Genomic DNA, 16469 nt, shown 5'->3' with positions numbered 1-16469 from the left:
ATGTGAATATATTATATCCCTAGTTGATCTGACTCACGACCCTGTTAATTTGGGCAACGTGGATAGCATCATGCTCAACGATAAAATGATCAATAAAATCCCTAAGTTTCATTAATCCGAATTTAGGATTCATATGCTGAATTTCCTTTTCTAAGTCGGAAGGGGTCAGCTTTTCAAATAAACGGGTAATTTCGGTATAGCTTTTTTCCAGCCTGTCCCGGATTTCTACTGGTGATGGTTGAGTCTTATCCGCTTCTTCTATATTGGCTAAACGAATTGGATTATCCATTTTTCTACCAATAGAAATAGAAGGATCATCCAATACTTTTTGGATTTCGTTTACAAAGAAAATCCGGGCTTCACCAATATGCCAGAATACAATACCAGAAGACCATTCTTCGCTCGAAGGCCTTATATATAGCTTTTGTGTGGGAACAACTTTGTCTAGTAAATCCAAGAATTTTTTTTGGGAATGTTGAAGAGATTCCTTGATCTCCTCAAGAGTTAATGTTGTATTGCTCATGATTTATGTTTTAAGAATCGTATTTATTTAATAATATTTTGTAGCAAGCCGATATTGGTAATTTCTACTTCCACTACATCTCCTCTTTGCATGAATACTTTTGGAGTTCTCCCAAATCCGACACCAGAGGGAGTGCCAGTGGCGATGATGTCTCCGGGATTCAGGGTCATGATTTCTGATATAGCTTCAATAAGGGTGGGAACATCAAAAATGAGATCACCAATAAAAGACTCCTGCATTACTTCTCCATTGAGTCGAAGGGTAATTCTGGAAGCAGCAAGATCTTCTATTTCGTCGGGGGTTACCAGCATAGGGCCTATAGGTCCATGTCCATCAAAGTTTTTTCCCTGCATCCACTGAATAGTTCTAAATTGATATTCACGTACTGTTACATCATTAAAGCATGAATACCCAGCTACATACTCCAAGGCATTCTCTTTTTTTATATTTTTCCCTTTTTTACCGATAATAACAGCCATTTCTGCTTCATAATCTAAAGAATTAGAGAGGTCTATATACGGAACATCTTGTCTATGTCCGTTTAATGTCGTTGCCATTTTAGCAAATAATACAGGTGTGGAAGGCATTTCTCTTTTCATTTCCATAATATGGTGCTTATAATTCAGTCCCACACATACAATTTTTTCGGGAGATCCTACTATAGGAAGCCATTCAATCTGATCTTCTTTCCAAATCGCATTTTCCGGAAGTTGATTCCAGTTTGCCACAGCATATGCGATAACTTTTTCAGCATCTGATAATCCGGAACTGCTTTTTAGAGATTCTTGTATACTGGGAGGCAGGGAAAGCTTTGCCAGGCGGGCAATTTCATTAAGATCAATGATTTTTTCCTGAACAAAAGCCCCGAATTTGGGCTGTGAAAAGCCCACGGTAAACATTAATAATTTCATTGGATGTATTTTAAAATTTTAAATTGATTAGAAGAATTAGAGAGGACTTTTAAAGACTTCGCGAACGGTTTGATAACCATCGTTTTCGAGATAAGGTTCTTCTCTGTATTTATCGAGTGTCTGCATCAGCGGGGTATCATTTACGGAGAATAGGATTGCATCAGAATCCTCTGAAATGTTACAATGTTCATGATAGGCCCAGGTAGGAATCACAAAGAAATCCCCTTCCGACCAGTTAAATTGTACCCCATCTATCACTGAATAGCCATTTCCTTCAAAAACATAGTATACATTGCTGGAAACATGACGATGAGCTTTGGTATGTACTTTAGGACGGATCATTTGTATTGATGCACCAAAGGTTTTCATGACTGCCTTTCCATTGAATGAATTGACGTATTCCAGGGCAACATCATCATAAGGACTCGCTTCATCTGCTTCTTTAAGATCATTAAGTGCTTTTAGGGTGTCTTTCCATTTAAAAACTGATACCGGAGGATACTCATTGATAGAAGGTTCCCACAAAGGACGGTAATTACCATTGCCATGCTTCAGTACAGACGCATTCATTTTCTTGGTTATTTCCTGTTGATCCAGATGGTAGGATTCAAAAAAATTCGCATTGAGATAGTTGGTAAGCGGAATATCTAAAGCGTCCAGCCATATTGCATGATTATCATTAATAGAACCATGGTCATGCCATAGCATGGGAGGATTAAGTACATAATCTCCTCTTTCCAAAAAAATTCTATTTCCTTCAACAGTACTATAGGATCCCTCACTTTGGATAATGAATCTTGAGGCTTGTGCAATATGGCGGTGTGGAGGAGCGATCTCTTTACCATTTAACCATTGTAATGCCATCCATAGGGTTTCAGTAGCATAAGGTTTTCCGTTAAGTCCGGGATTGCTTAATCCTAAAGCACGTCGGTCCCCTCCGTCTTCAAGGTTTACCAGCTTACCGGCAGTTGCTGCCAATTGATGCAACTGCTCCCATTTCCAAAGCCAGGGGATAGCAGCCGGACTAGGGTGTAGTGGTAATACATCTTGCTCAACAAGCCAAAGAGGAGTTAAATTCTGCTCTTTGAGTTTGGAGTATAATGCTGCTTTTTGTTCCATAATATAGTATTTATGATATTATTTTATTTTATTTTTACAAAATATGGATTACTGCCTTTATAGTTGAAATAATATGATGATGTTAAATTTAGATATAAATAAATGAATTTTCCAAATTAAATTTGAATAAATTTAAATATTTTGATAATGTGTTGTTTTTTCAATATCATTTTTAAATAGTATTTTAAGTAATATTTTTAAGTTGATGAGAAAATAGAATTGTAATGATTATATTTGTATAAAACATCTGTATGTCGACCAAACACATCATTATGTCTATGTTGGAAATAGCCCCTATGACAGGCTACGAAATTGCTCAAAATTTGAGTACTTCAGTAGTTCCGTTTTGGAGTGCTACAGCTAGCCAGATTTATAATGCTCTTAAAAGTATGAAAGAGAGCAACCTGGTAGAAACTGAAAATAGTATCAGGGGAGAAAAAATGAATGTGGAGCAGTATACCCTTACCGACACCGGTCGAAAAGAGCTTGATGATTGGATTCAGGATGATATTCAATATATCCCCATTCGGGAGCCTTTTTTACTTTGGTCTTCTTACATGGAAAAGTGTACTTTAGAACAGGCACTTTCTGTGATAGATAAACATATTGAAAAATTTGAAAAAAGAGCACGCCAGCTTGAAGAAGCTACCTATAAAATACAAACCAATGAGTACAAGCTGATGAAAATGAGATCGGAATCTACTCCAAAAGAGAAGTTTAAAAAAATTCAGATGGCGCGTGCTTTTGCTTATGGTGAAATTGCTGCCAAGGCAAGGTTTGAGGTTGAACAGGCAAAACGAATTCGACAATTTGCCTATTCTTTTTTTTCAGAAAATGATTTGTAAAAGCCTGTTAGGTAAATATTCTGATTTTCCTAATTGTTATAATGCAACAGAAACACGATATTCCGGTTAAAATATAGTGGAATATTTCACTTTGTCGTCATTTTTTTGATTTGAATATAAATGTGTTAGATTCAAATTTATACATTAATTCCTCTTTTTAGATTTTGCTACTTTGTTAAATAGTATTAAAATATTATGTTTGTGTCACATCACATTAATATAATATGAATAAAACACTATTTAGGATTGGTCTACTACAATCTGCATTCTTTTGTTTCAATGGGCTTTATGCACAATCTACAGATTCAATTAAAACTTCAAAAATTGATGAAGTAGTTGTTACTGCATATGGTGTGAAAAAAGAGAAGAAATCTCTGGGATATTCTTTCCAGGATGTTAAAGGACAGGCTTTAGTAGACGCTAAGGAAAACAATGTCACCAATGCACTAACAGGTAAGGTGGCGGGACTTCAGGTTGTAAAGGGCGGATTTGGTCCAGCTTCATCTTCCAGAATCAATATCAGGGGATTCAATTCCTTTGAAGGAGATAGCCAGCCTTTAATTGTCGTGGATGGTATTCCCATTAATAATTCAGCCGGAGTAAAAGGCAGGAGCCAGGACGGGGCAAAGAATAATGATTTGTGGAACCCGGATACTGATATGGGAAATGGTTTAAGTGATATTAACCCTGACGATATCGAAACTATTTCTGTTCTTAAAGGAGGAGCTGCATCGGCATTATACGGAGCAAGAGCTGGAAACGGGGTTATTCTCATCACAACGAAATCCGGCAAAAAGAAAGGAGGAGTTGGCATCACGTACTCCACAAGTTTAGGTTTTGAAAAGATATTTATGAAGCCCGACTTGCAAAGTAACTTTGCTCAGGGAAGCAACGGACTTCCAAATCTGCCAAGTAATCTTGATAATACAAACAGTTGGGGACCCCAGATCGATGGAACAGATATGAAAGTCTATGATAACCTTAAAGGTTTTTTCAGGACAGGTACGAGTGTCCAACATACAATAAGTTTTCAGGAAAACTTGGGCGAGGGAACAAACTTATATACTTCCGGAAATTATTTATACGACAATAGTCAGGTTCCCAACTCGAAGTATGAAAGATGGAATTTCATGGCTAAAATGAATTCTAATTTCGGGGCGCAAAAGAGATGGACAACTGATGTGAAAATCCAGTATATAAGTACCAAGGCAAATAATCGTCCTAATGGAGGTTTGGATAATAATACTTATGGTAGTGTCTTATTAATGCCGAGAAATATTGATATAAGAGATTACAAAGAAGGAATGACCGAGAATAACGTTACGCAGAGATGGATAACAAATAACGGAGTTAATCCTTATTGGGCTTCTTACAATAGGTTGAATGAAGATAAAAAAGACCGCTTTTTGCTAAGTGGCTATCTTAAATATCAATTCAATGACTGGCTGAGCGCAGATGTTCGCTTAGGAACGGACTTTTATTCCTTGGATGCCAATGCGAAAACATGGACGGGATCCAGGCTGAATAATTCTTATAATACAAGCCAGGAAAAGTTTTATGAGAATAATTATATAACGAGTTTGAATGCCAAAAAGGACAATATTATTGGAAAATGGGGTGGTTCCTTATCGATATATGGACAAATGATGGAAACAAGGACAAATGCGATCTATCTTTCAGCTCCCAATTTGACTTCTCCCAACTTTTTTAATATCAATAATTCTGTAGGTAATCCCGACATACGGGAAGTAATTTTAAATAAAAAAATCAACTCAGCTTTTGCAGCAGCAGAAATAAATTATGATGGATATTGGTTTATTAATGCTACAGCAAGGAATGATTGGTCATCAACGCTTACGGTAGAAAACCGGTCTTATTTTTATCCTTCAATAAGTACTTCATTGGTTATTACCGATATGCTTGCAAAAATAAACGGGACCAAGCTCAAATTTTTATCTTTTGCTAAAGTAAGAGCTTCTTATGCTGTAACTGGAAACTCGTTGGAAGCTTATGAACTCTACAATACTTTTGAAGTTAAAAAAGATCCTAACGGAAACGTAACAGCAGATCGGAAAAAGATTTTATATGATCCGAACTTAAGGAATGAAAAACTTAAAACATTTGAAGTTGGTCTGGATCTGCGATTATTTAACCGGATTTCACTGGATGTCAGTTATTACAATACCAAAGCAACAGATCAGCTGATCAACCTGCCAATGAATCCTCTTTCAGGGTATGAGAAAAAAAAGATCAATGCAGGAGGCCTGCAGAATCAGGGAATTGAAGTAGTATTCAATACGGATATTGTTAAAAAACAGGATTTTACATGGAATGCGAATATCAACTTTTCCCAAATGACAAGCAGAATTGATAAGATCGATGGAGAGGTTACTAAATATTCGCTTGGCGGATTTGATGATGTAAGCATATTCGCAGAGGTTGGAAGAAGATATGGTGCTATATTCGGCTCCAAATTTAAGAGGGTTGAAGATACAAGCAGTCCTTATTTTGGTAAACTGATCGTAGATGGAAATGGTGCGCCTCAAAAGGAAACCGGTCTTTTCTATTTGGGAAATCAGTCTCCTAAAGCATTATTTGGTTTTACCAATAGTTTTGTTTACAAAAATTTTGGTCTTTCCTTTCAGATTGACGGGCGTATCGGTGGAGAATTTTTCTCAGGAACCCAATTAGCATTGCAAAAATCAGGTTTAGCGAAAGATACTGCACCTGGCGGAAAACGCGATAATTTTGTAGTGGACGGAGTCGTTGCCGGAAATAATGGAGGCTTTACAGCCAACACTAAAGAGATCACACAGCAGAATTACTGGGAAGCGGTTACCACAGGAAATTTAGGTATTACAGAACAGAATATTTATGATGCAACGAACATACGACTAAGAAATATTCAGGTTTCTTATAACTTTCCAAAGACAATGTTTGAAAAGTTTGTGATAAAAAGCGCTAAAGTGGCATTCACAGCAAATAATGTTTGGATGATCTATAGTAAGGCAAAGGGAATTGACCCCGAATCAGTGTTCGCTATAAGTTCAAATGCGGTAGGTTTTGAAAACCTTGCCTTTCCGACCATGAGATCATATTTATTTACCATAACCTTAGGATTTTAATACAATACCCATGAAAAAATATATAATTACACTTCTCGTATTAATTTTTGTAGCATTTTCAGGATGTAAAGATTTTGAAGAAATTAATACAGATCCGTTATCTGCCAATATTGATCAGGTACAGCCTGAATATTTTCTAAACAGTTCAATCTTAGGAGCACAGCAAGATCCCAATATTGCAGAAAGAGTTTTTGTGTTATACTGGAAAACAGCAGCAAGGCAGCATCTCAGTACGGGTATAGCCGGCGGTACGGATAATGATGCGTGGAGTGTGGAATATTGGAAGTATATCTCACAATGGCTGAATAATGCCAATGCTACGATTCAAATTGCCAATGAAAAGAAAGCTAAGGGTCAGGGGCTGCCTCATTATGACAATTTGATTCAGGTTGCCCGTATATGGAGAGCCTATCTAATGAGTGAGTTTTCGGATAATTTCGGACCTCAGCCGATCCAGGCATTTCAGGCAGTTAATCCTGATTTTAATTCTGAAAAAGAAGTATATTACTATATCCTGGAGGAATTAAAAGATGCTGTGGGCAAAATCGATCTTAATCAGCCGGTGCCTGCGGACAATATCTCAAAATATGATCTTGCCTATAAATTAAAATGGAATTTATGGGTTAAATATGCCAATTCGCTTCGCATGAGAATAGCAATGAGAATTTCTGGAGTAGATCCGGCTAAGGCAAAATCAGAATTTGAGGCGGCTGTGGCAACTAATAATTTTATCAGTGTAAGTACCGAAAATTTTAGTGTCGCGGAAAAGCCGGGATGGGATGCTCTTACCGGTGTGATGTCGCGTGAATGGAATTCACAGTTATTATCTGCTACTCTTAACAATCTATATGTTGGATTGGGAGGTATAAATTCTGCAGATCAACTTAGCGCTGATAAGCATAGTGCAATACGGGACGAAGATTATATTGGAATAAGATATGATGAGCAGTTCACAAAACTTACTAATGATCCATCTGCAGGATATTGGCTGGATGGAATTCCGAACAAAATGGATCCTAGGGCATACAAAACATTTTACATTCCCGGTGATTTCAACAATCCTATTTATTCTCTTTATCCTACTTATACCAACGATGCCAAAACCAATTATGGAGAACTGAAATTTTCAGATAATACAACCATTACTGTAAATGCAGTCAATACCTGGAATGCATTTACTATTGGAAACTGGGCCGAAAAAGGACAAAGGAATGGATTACGAGGATTAATTGGCCGTGCACCGGCGTTGGGTAAGCAATACAGGGAAAGCGCTAATTCCAGGATATTTTTTGCGAGCTGGGAATCTTATTTCCTGATTGCAGAAGCTGCTTTGAAAGGATGGTCTACTCCAATGAGCGATGAAGCCGCCTATAACAAAGGGATCCAGGATAGCTTTACTTATAATGGGGTTTCTCAATTTTACGGACAGTATATTGCTTCTACCGATTATAACCGTGACGGAACTTCTGTTGCATACAGTCATATTTCGGAACCTGGAGCAACACACACAATGAAGTACAAAGATCCGGCGACCAATAATTTGGTCTCAGTCTCTATTAACTATCCAGTCAATACGATATACAAAAATGGAGCATTTAAAAATGATAAATTAACTAAAATCATTACGCAAAAGTATTTGGCTAACATGCCGTGGCTTCCGCTTGAATCATGGAATGACCACCGAAGGCTGGGATTGCCGTTTTTTGAAAATCCGGCTGTGGAAACTCCCTTAGTTAACTTACCAGCTATTACAACAGGTAATTATATGACCAACTCAATTAAGAATTTTCCGCAGAGACTAAGGTATCCAAGCAGTTTCCGTAATTCGGATCCCGATGGTTATCAGAAAGCTGTACAGCTTTTAGGGGCAGAAGATGCTATACTGACTCCGCTATGGTGGGCAAAACACTAATAAAAATAATTCTTTTTATCCCTGTTCAGACCTTGAGCAGGGATTTTTATTTAAATTATATCGGTCCTATTGTAAAAACTATCCTTGCGTTATAAGTTGCAGCCGGAATTGTTACAGATACTCCCGTTAATTCCAATTGAAGAGGAATATTGCTATATGAGGCAAGAGCTAATACAGCAGTAATTCTGAATAATTCAAGATCAGCTTGTGTAATAGCCTGGTAAGTTGTACCTCCGGTGATGGAGCATAATACGCAAACTGTGGTTCCGTTACCTGTTCTCCTTATATTTAAAACCAGAGAATTATTCCATGTGGGATCCGGTATATAGCGTACCGTTACCTTAGCCGTACCAAGTAATAAAGGGACACTTGCAGCCAGAAGAATTTGATTGGTTGCACTTTCATACGTTCCGGCATAATTTGTTCCTGCTTCAGTGATAGGAGGGATGCTTACGGTCCAGTTGCTGCCACCTACCGTTAAAGATTGTGCATGAGAAGAGCCCGTCAATATGATTAATAAAAAAACACACAGACTACTTATAGCGTGTTTTCCTTTCTTTAAAAAATTCATATTGTATTCCATTTCTTTTTTTTATTCGGTGATGGTATAGGTAATGACTACGGGAGTATTGGTACTCGTTATGCTTCCATAAGTACTGGGAACTAAGCTAATGCTTAGTCTGTGTCCATTGTTAGCTCCGTTTCCGGTAAATGCACCTCCTATGCCTGTAATGATATTGACTGCTGTTGTGGTTAAGGTTACCTGTGCAGCTGGAGTACCCAATGTGCCTCCACCCGAGCCGGATGCAGCAGCAGCTTGTAATCTTATATTGATTCCGGGAATTACCTGGTTAACAGATGCTGTGACTCTCCTTGTGAGGCCACCAGCAGCGATGGCCGAAGTATAGTTGATCCATTTTGTTGTATTTAATGCTGGATTTACCAAAGGCAGGCCTGCTTCAGTAGGGGCTGTAAAACTTAATGTGATGTTTCCTGCAGGTTCTATATCCAATAATGTTACAATAGGTAACGTCGCAGCAACTGAGATCTGCGAAAAAGCTTTGCCAGATATTGAAATTATTGAAATAAATATCACATAAAATAAGGCTGATAGTGATCTCATTTTTGTTTTTTTATGGTATTATATCCTACTTTTATGCTTTCTTTTTGATACTTAATTTCGGTTTGCTGCTTTACGACATCAATAACAAGGGATTTTGTTTCAGAAGGATGTAAGGTAAAATGAAAGGCATCCATTGATATTTTGTAGCGTTTGTCAAGGCCATTTCTATACAACTTAATGTCCCAATCTCCAGGGCGCAAATAGGTGAAATCGAAATTTTCTCCTATATAAGCTATTTTACGATAGGTCTGGTCTCCATTGGAAGCTTCAATAATGATGCTTTCTTTTCTTTTTTTCTCTTTCTTAAGCTGGAACTGAGCAAAACTGAGTTGGTTGGGATCCGTAGTTTCCTTAAATTGAATAACTCCCTGAATAGCGGCAGCAGTAGTTAAACCAAAATTAAATATATTCTCTTTATTTGTTAACAATACAGTAGCAGGAAGGCTGATATCCGGAATGTCATTAATATCAGTGGTTGAACGGTCGATTTCTAAAATATAGTCTCCCGGATTTATATTTTTAAAAATGAAATTTCCGTTTTTATCTGTAATGGATAAATGATTTCCCATAGTAAGTCTTATGCCCTCCACTTTTTTAACTCCCAGATTTCCGATATTTCCAGATAGCGTGGTGTACTCTGCAGTTTTTTGTACCGGCATATTCAGACGCCAGGTGTATCGTAATGAAAAAATAAAATCTTTGTTTCCTAATTGTCCTCTCTGCAAAGCATATCTACCTGATACATCAAATTCATGGCCCGGAAAAATCTGCTGATGAAATAAGACCTCAAAAAGGTTGCGGTCATTAAAATACTCTTCAGGGATATAGTTATTCTGATAGAAAATACTAAGATTTGTTTTCGGTGAGAATCTACTTATAACACGGGCACCATAGTATATCTGTTCCTGGTCTTGTAACTGATACCGGGAAGTTATTGCGTAACTTCCAAATACATTGAAGGAGGTTTTCAGCTTTTCAAAAGCCAGATTTACGGTGTAAAAGCTGGAATTTCCCGTAAATCCACTCAGATAATTATCTGTCTTTCCAAATTGCCCCTGAAGATTGACCTGAAAAATACCAATCTGCTGATCAATACTTACCCTTACGAATCTTTCATAATAGTCAAACTGTCTCGGTTCAAGACGATCTTTATATTTCTGATATCCGTTGTATAGCATGATAGAACCATTTTTGAGATACCTGTAGCTTATTCCATATTGAAAATAATTTCTGTAAGGAGCTGCTAAAAACAAAGTATCTCTTTGAAAATTTCGGGCATCCTGTACATAATTGGCAAATGCATTGAGCCTGGAGGAGATCTTATACTGGATGTTACCGTTAAATGTGCTTGTATTGCTGAAATATCCTGCAAAATCAGGACTTGATTTCATATACATCAGATTTCCGTTGATTTTCGTGTAGCTGGCAAGAAGCTGAACCATGTAGGCATTTCCTTCCATTCGATCTGTTTTGCTATAGGCTACTTCACCGGAAACATCAAGATTTTTATTCAGTTTGAATTTTCCGGTAGCGTAGGGAAGATGAGCATCAGAATCCAATCTGAGACCACTGAAACTTAAACTTGTTTCACCGGGTCTTGGAATCTTGTACAAATAACCTGCTGTAATTTCAGATTCTTTATTAAGCCTGAATGTAGAATATACATTGAATTCATCTTTGATATCGCGGAAAAATCTAGGGTGATTGTAAAAACCTCCGATACTGACCTTTTTGAAATTATAACGAATTTCAGCTCCCCGGCCATATCGTGCATACTCGGTAAGATAAGACGAAGAATAGGTCTTGTCTCCCAGATGAACGAAAAATTCATCCCGTCTGTAGTTAATAAAATATTCCTCATATTGGGTGAAGGAATTGAATTCAACCGGGTTGGAAGTTACAGCGTGAAATTCCAATGTCCCTTTATTTTCTTTATCCAGCGTTCCTTTACCATACAATTCACCCTGGAAGCCATCGTGGTATTCTCCTCTGTTTTTCATTCCAATAAAAGCCATCGAGGCGGAAATCGGTAAACGATGGTATATATCATCTTCACCAGGTTTAACGGAAATAATTTTCGTACTGCTGTAAGCCGTTTGGGTTTCTGCCGGATGATCCACTGAATACACGGACAGGTTAAGATTTTGATATTCATTTTTACCCAGATCCGGATTTGTGATCTTACTGACGTTGATTACTTTTGCTTCGCCAGGAGGTAAAAGGAGAGTTGCATCGTGATCTACCACGGCATTTTTACTTTCCAGGATCAGTTTTTCAGTAACATTTCCACTGTTTTTAAGTAGAAAAGAGGAGGTGATGGTTTCACCTGCTTTTACGAATTCCGGAGAATTGATTGCCGTTACTGAAAGCTTTCTGACCGGGAGAACATTTATTTCTGCCGTTTTAATAAATTGATCGGTTTTATCACTTCCCAAACCTCGTAATGTTATGGTATATTTTCCCTGCGGTGTTTCTGTGGCTATACGCAATGGTACCAGATATAGGTAAGTTTCGTCGCCTGCAATTGAAACTTGATTCTTCTTTAAAATGGGAATAATGTATTGATTTGAAGTTTCAATGACAATATCATAAACCTTATTCTGAGAAGTCGTATTTTCCAGGGAAAAAGAAATAGAAGAAGCCGTTCCCGGTAGTATACTATCTTTTTTATTGACAATTTCTCTGGATTGTTTTTGTGAAAAAATAAGTACTGGGAATAGTATGAAAAGATATAAGGCCCAATTTCTAGTCATTTTTTACTTCTAGTTCCACATTGATAGCAAATGCGTTTTCATCTTCATCTGTTGCAATGATGACTGCAGTATATTTATCGGGAGGCATTTTACTGATATCAATAGGAAAGGATTTGGAGGTTTGCGGTAATAGTCCCATTGCCTGTGATGAAAATGTACCTATTTTCTCACCATTCTTTCGGTTGTATATCTCAACGGAAGCCGTTGATCTGCAATAGATTGCTCCTTGGTTTGCGATGGCAATTTTTAATATTTGTCTGCCCTCTTCTTTTTCAACTTTAATATTTTCAAACTTTAGATCTGGTTTTACCTTTTCGGAATCAAAATCAGTTATGATCTGGATGGCATACCTTACAACAGAAGTAATATTAATTCCCTGCTTACTATCACTCGGTTTTATTTCATCTACAGGTTCAACGATGACAACACTCCAGTAACTACCGGGAGAATTTAATTGATTAGGAACGGTAATTTCATAAAAGACCTCTGTTTTTTCCTTAGCCTTTAAAGTAAGAAAGGTTGTATTAAGCCTTATCCAATCCGTATTGGTCCTTTCATTCGTATGCGGAGTTGTATAGTAGATAGAACCATTTGACTGGTAACTGAAGTCCTGTAAAAATATTTTCACATTTTGAGGTTTGTCACCGGTGTTTTGCAAGGCTATTTTTCCTTTGTAAATCTGTCCGTTTTCTACCTTGTAATTATGCGAAAGCCCATTAAGCACAACGATACCGGCATGCAAAAATAGGTAAGGTAAGATCAGGAAAGTAAGAAGAAAGATTCGCTTTGTCATTCTTATTAAAAATTTTAAGTTGAAGATCATGCAATAGATGAACAAGAAGAAACTGACAAAGCGATTTCTTCTTATTCAAATATGTATTTTCAGATATTAATTGTCCGAAATAGTATAAGTTACAGTAGCAACAGTTGTCGCTGTAGCTTGTAGATCAGCGTAAGCTGCAACTCCGCCAGGTCCACTGCCTGCTGCAAGGGCATACGTAAGATTATGGCCGTTATTAGCTCCATTTCCGGTATAAGCACTTCCGATCCCAGAGATAATTGTCTGGTCTGCTGCACTTAATGTAATCAGAGCTGATGGCGTTCCTAATGTTCCCGCACCAGCACCTGTTGCCGCTGCTGCGGTAACTTGAATGTCTATCCCGGGAACTAAAGCATTTAATCGAACGGTAACATTACGGGATGGATCTGCAACTGATTTTATTGAAGAGTAGTTAAGCCAAAGTGTTGTATTGGCAGGGCTTGCAACAATAGGTTGTCCAGCTTCTGTAGGAGCTGTAAATCCTAAAGTAATATTTTTGGTAGCCGCAGGTTCAATATCAACAAGCGCAACTTCCGGAACGGAAATCGTAATGGTGTGATTGTCGGTGTTGGTATCTTGTGCGTTTACATGGGCTGAAATGGCCAACGCAACTAAAGATAATGATAATGGAAGTGTGAATTTTTTCATGGTAGTTAGTTATTATTAATTTTCAAGTGAAGTTAATAAAATAAAGAGAAAGTATAAAAGATTTTATCTTTTTTATGACTCCTTACCTCCTCATTTCTAATGCGAAACATAATGAATTTTTATCACAAAATAGAGAACTATTTGATTGTTGTTATTAATAATAATGCCTAATTTTTTTATATCCGATTAAAAAATAATTCAATATTTGAGAAAATGAAAAAGAAAAAAAGTCTCACAATGCTGTAAGACTTTTGTATATTTTTTTGAAATTTCAATTGAAATTATGCCCAATGTGGATCAGAAATAGAAACTTTTCCTGTCTCTACTCTTCCTGAAAAGTGCCAGATGTGACCGGATGAACTTATTTTTACGTCATACCAGCCTTTGTTCTTTTTCAGGTTAAGGGTTATTTTTTCTTCATCTTTACTAAGCGCAATTTTTTTACGGGTCTTTTCATACAGGTCTTCTATATCCATCATGATATTTCCATTTTTCTTCTTTTTAAATATCAATTGAGTTTCATTATTTTTCGTATCATTAAGCATTTGTATCTCTACTTCCGGTTTCTGCACACCTTTAAATTTCCTGAAGAAACCATTGGGTCCAAAAACTTCATAATCATAATTATCCAGATAAACAGCGTGTGACAATGTTTGTTTTGAGTATAAAGCATAGGAAAAATAATAATTACCATGATCATCTAGCTTTGTTCTGTCGTAGATTAATAATGGAACTCCTGCCTCCTTCAGGTTCTCCATTTTAATACTGTTATCTGCGAGATTAACATGGTAATTGTAAGGGAGTGCATTGGATGGCTTTATCCCTCTCTCCTGAATTTCCAGTAATGCATGAGATAGCTCATGTTCAGAATGCCATTTCAGATCAGGAACAGGCTTATTCTTGGCTGCATTAATGGTTTTGGTATATTCTTTTTGATTCAGATAATCCATTTTTGGGACCGTCACATTTGAATCATTAAAAGCAGAAGTCAAATCTCCACAAATGGCTCGTCTCCAGTCACTGATATTGTCTATGGTGACATCTTTACTGAATTTTTTCCTGATGAATTTCTCAAGAAACTGTAATACAGAAGTATGATCGGAAACCTCAGAATTTACAAAACCCCCTTTTGTCCATGGGGAAGCAATGATCATCGGAACCCTGTAACCAAGTCCAACTGTTCCTTCAATACGTTCATAATCTCTCAATTGAGATGACAGCATATATTCCTGATCTTTATTAACATATTCTACTCCTTCTTTTCCATTCATGTCTACCGGCTGACTTGGATTTAGTGGCGGAGAAAAGGGTAAAACATGATCAAAATATCCGTCATTTTCATCATAATTGATTATAAAAATGGTTTTTTTCCAGGTTTCAGGATCCTTCGTCAAGATATTTAGAACTTCAGAAATATACCATGCCCCATACCAAGGTGATCCCGGATGGTCCGAAAAGTGTTCCGGAGCAACCAGCCATGAAACCAAAGGAAGCTTTTTCTCTTCAACGTCCTTACGGAACTGAAATAATACATCTCCTTTAGGAACTACTAGTTTTTCTCCATGTTCATCATTTCCTGTTTCCAGATTCCAGAAATCAGGGTCTCCTGAATTATTGGTAAATGCTTTTTCATGAAGGTTTTTTTCCATTTGGGATAATTTTGCATAGTTATCAGGATGATACTTTACCTGATCTTCCTTCAGTTCAGCTATAAGTCTCTCCAACCTTTCTTTCTGATGAGGATTCTTCTCGATTTCCTTCTGCAGGTAGCTGATCATATGGGGAATATGCTTATAATATCCTTTAGAGAATTTTACGTTGAATGCCGAAAACCATTCAATGGGATTGTCTGTAAAATTGCTCAGCCAGGCTTCCTGTTCTCCGGACATTCCTTTTGGAAGACTGATTTCATTCTGATATATTTTCCATGAAACATTTTGTTCTTCCAGTATTTCAGGGAAGCTTTTCCATCTTGCCTGTCGGTTACTGTCATAATCAATATTTTCATTATAAACATTTGCTTTTACTTTGCCGTTTTGTTGCTCTCTTAAAGTACCTGACCAATGAAAAAGCCTGTTCGGCGTTGTGCCGGTAAGCGATGAGCAGAAATATTGATCGAATACGGTAAATGCATCTGCAAGCTGGTAATAGAAGGGAAGATCCTCACGATTATAATACCCCAATGTCAGGGGTATATTCTTGTAATCTTTATTTCCAGAAGCCTTAAACTGTAACCATTGATCATATTTTCCTTTGTTAAAAGCTTTCTGCTGGTCGGACCAGGAGTGAGGTAATGAGCTCATCCATGTGGATTTCGTATTTCTTAAGTCTAAACGTGCCGGAGCAGCGTACTTTCCGTCATTTCCTTTCTGGAAAAAAACAGAATGTCCGTCTTGTTTTACAAATGCTTTTTTATCAAGGAATCCTCTTACCCCTTTCAATGATCCAAAGGCGTGATCAAATGAGCGGTTTTCCTGCATCAGAATAACCACATGTTCGGCGTCATAAAATGTAGACAAGGCAGCGGGTTCTATTGTGAGCGCTTTTAAAATGGAAGGGTGCAAAACACTTGAAGTTCCTAAACCTGCCAGTAACAAACCTGATTTCTGTAAAAATTCTTTTCTGTTCATGCTGAAATAAAATAAGAAAGAAACCGCAAGATAAAAGTATTTCCCGCGATTTCTTTCAAG

The 16469-nt window shown here is 37.2% G+C and carries 12 protein-coding genes; 3 read left to right on the top strand and 9 right to left on the bottom strand.

Annotated elements, in window-relative coordinates; genetic code table 11:
• Nucleotides 1-19 precede the first annotated feature (19 nt).
• The 3 genes from ACNFU2_RS12245 to ACNFU2_RS12235 are packed head-to-tail and all read right to left on the bottom strand — an operon-like array spanning nucleotide 20 to nucleotide 2553.
• Nucleotides 20-523, bottom strand: a complete 504-nt coding sequence (locus tag ACNFU2_RS12245; RefSeq protein WP_418121899.1) for a DinB family protein — start codon at nucleotides 521-523, stop codon at nucleotides 20-22.
• Nucleotides 524-546: 23 nt separating this feature from the next.
• Nucleotides 547-1434 carry a fumarylacetoacetate hydrolase family protein gene (locus tag ACNFU2_RS12240; protein ID WP_418121897.1) on the bottom strand — a complete coding sequence of 296 codons (888 nt, stop codon included), beginning with the start codon at nucleotides 1432-1434 and terminating at the stop codon, nucleotides 547-549.
• Between the two features lie 36 nt (nucleotides 1435-1470).
• Nucleotides 1471-2553 carry a cupin domain-containing protein gene (locus ACNFU2_RS12235; protein ID WP_418121895.1) on the bottom strand — a complete coding sequence of 361 codons (1083 nt, stop codon included), beginning with the start codon at nucleotides 2551-2553 and terminating at the stop codon, nucleotides 1471-1473.
• 251 nt (nucleotides 2554-2804) lie between these two features.
• On the opposite strand from ACNFU2_RS12235, the gene ACNFU2_RS12230 reads away from it, so the two are divergent.
• The 3 genes from ACNFU2_RS12230 (at nucleotide 2805) to ACNFU2_RS12220 (ending at nucleotide 8435) form a co-directional block, all read left to right on the top strand.
• Nucleotides 2805-3398, top strand: a complete 594-nt coding sequence (locus ACNFU2_RS12230; protein WP_172280977.1) for a PadR family transcriptional regulator — start codon at nucleotides 2805-2807, stop codon at nucleotides 3396-3398.
• 224 nt (nucleotides 3399-3622) lie between these two features.
• Nucleotides 3623-6523, top strand: a complete 2901-nt coding sequence (locus ACNFU2_RS12225) for a SusC/RagA family TonB-linked outer membrane protein (protein ID WP_418121892.1) — start codon at nucleotides 3623-3625, stop codon at nucleotides 6521-6523.
• Between the two features lie 10 nt (nucleotides 6524-6533).
• The gene (locus ACNFU2_RS12220) at nucleotides 6534-8435 is read left to right on the top strand and encodes a SusD/RagB family nutrient-binding outer membrane lipoprotein (RefSeq protein ID WP_418121890.1); all 1902 of its coding nucleotides are present in this window, start codon (nucleotides 6534-6536) and stop codon (nucleotides 8433-8435) included.
• Nucleotides 8436-8490: 55 nt separating this feature from the next.
• On the opposite strand, the gene ACNFU2_RS12215 is transcribed toward ACNFU2_RS12220, so the two are convergent.
• The 6 genes from ACNFU2_RS12215 to ACNFU2_RS12190 form a co-directional block, all read right to left on the bottom strand.
• Nucleotides 8491-9006, bottom strand: a complete 516-nt coding sequence (locus ACNFU2_RS12215; RefSeq protein ID WP_418121888.1) for a hypothetical protein — start codon at nucleotides 9004-9006, stop codon at nucleotides 8491-8493.
• A 21-nt stretch (nucleotides 9007-9027) separates the two neighbouring features.
• Complete coding sequence (locus tag ACNFU2_RS12210; RefSeq protein ID WP_418121886.1) at nucleotides 9028-9558, bottom strand: hypothetical protein; 531 nt, start codon at nucleotides 9556-9558, stop codon at nucleotides 9028-9030.
• Complete coding sequence (locus ACNFU2_RS12205; protein WP_418121884.1) at nucleotides 9555-12311, bottom strand: hypothetical protein; 2757 nt, start codon at nucleotides 12309-12311, stop codon at nucleotides 9555-9557. Before ACNFU2_RS12205 ends, ACNFU2_RS12210 begins: the two co-directional genes overlap by 4 nt.
• Nucleotides 12304-13104 carry a WxL protein host-binding domain-containing protein gene (locus ACNFU2_RS12200; protein ID WP_273649844.1) on the bottom strand — a complete coding sequence of 267 codons (801 nt, stop codon included), beginning with the start codon at nucleotides 13102-13104 and terminating at the stop codon, nucleotides 12304-12306. Before ACNFU2_RS12200 ends, ACNFU2_RS12205 begins: the two co-directional genes overlap by 8 nt.
• Nucleotides 13105-13200: 96 nt before the next feature.
• Nucleotides 13201-13779 carry a hypothetical protein gene (locus tag ACNFU2_RS12195; RefSeq protein WP_273649843.1) on the bottom strand — a complete coding sequence of 193 codons (579 nt, stop codon included), beginning with the start codon at nucleotides 13777-13779 and terminating at the stop codon, nucleotides 13201-13203.
• Between the two features lie 281 nt (nucleotides 13780-14060).
• On the bottom strand, nucleotides 14061-16409 hold the full coding sequence (locus ACNFU2_RS12190; RefSeq protein ID WP_418121881.1) for a phosphocholine-specific phospholipase C: 2349 nt from the start codon (nucleotides 16407-16409) through the stop codon (nucleotides 14061-14063).
• Nucleotides 16410-16469 lie beyond the last annotated feature (60 nt).

The organism is Chryseobacterium sp. PTM-20240506 (assembly GCF_048296755.1).
GTDB lineage: Bacteria > Bacteroidota > Bacteroidia > Flavobacteriales > Weeksellaceae > Chryseobacterium > Chryseobacterium proteolyticum.
Note: the sequence above shows the minus strand (reverse complement) of the source record. Positions and strands in the feature narration are given on the sequence as shown.

Excerpts from the sequence above, each read along its gene's own strand:
- ACNFU2_RS12210 (WP_418121886.1), bottom strand. The coding sequence starts at position 9,558 with ATGAGATCACTATCAGCCTTATTTTATGTGATATTTATTTCAATAATT.
- ACNFU2_RS12230 (WP_172280977.1), top strand. The coding sequence starts at position 2,805 with ATGTCGACCAAACACATCATTATGTCTATGTTGGAAATAGCCCCTATG.
- ACNFU2_RS12205 (WP_418121884.1), bottom strand. The coding sequence starts at position 12,311 with ATGACTAGAAATTGGGCCTTATATCTTTTCATACTATTCCCAGTACTT.
- ACNFU2_RS12195 (WP_273649843.1), bottom strand. The coding sequence starts at position 13,779 with ATGAAAAAATTCACACTTCCATTATCATTATCTTTAGTTGCGTTGGCC.
- ACNFU2_RS12190 (WP_418121881.1), bottom strand. The coding sequence starts at position 16,409 with ATGAACAGAAAAGAATTTTTACAGAAATCAGGTTTGTTACTGGCAGGT.
- ACNFU2_RS12225 (WP_418121892.1), top strand. The coding sequence starts at position 3,623 with ATGAATAAAACACTATTTAGGATTGGTCTACTACAATCTGCATTCTTT.
- ACNFU2_RS12235 (WP_418121895.1), bottom strand. The coding sequence starts at position 2,553 with ATGGAACAAAAAGCAGCATTATACTCCAAACTCAAAGAGCAGAATTTA.
- ACNFU2_RS12200 (WP_273649844.1), bottom strand. The coding sequence starts at position 13,104 with ATGACAAAGCGAATCTTTCTTCTTACTTTCCTGATCTTACCTTACCTA.
- ACNFU2_RS12220 (WP_418121890.1), top strand. The coding sequence starts at position 6,534 with ATGAAAAAATATATAATTACACTTCTCGTATTAATTTTTGTAGCATTT.
- ACNFU2_RS12240 (WP_418121897.1), bottom strand. The coding sequence starts at position 1,434 with ATGAAATTATTAATGTTTACCGTGGGCTTTTCACAGCCCAAATTCGGG.
- ACNFU2_RS12215 (WP_418121888.1), bottom strand. The coding sequence starts at position 9,006 with ATGAATTTTTTAAAGAAAGGAAAACACGCTATAAGTAGTCTGTGTGTT.
- ACNFU2_RS12245 (WP_418121899.1), bottom strand. The coding sequence starts at position 523 with ATGAGCAATACAACATTAACTCTTGAGGAGATCAAGGAATCTCTTCAA.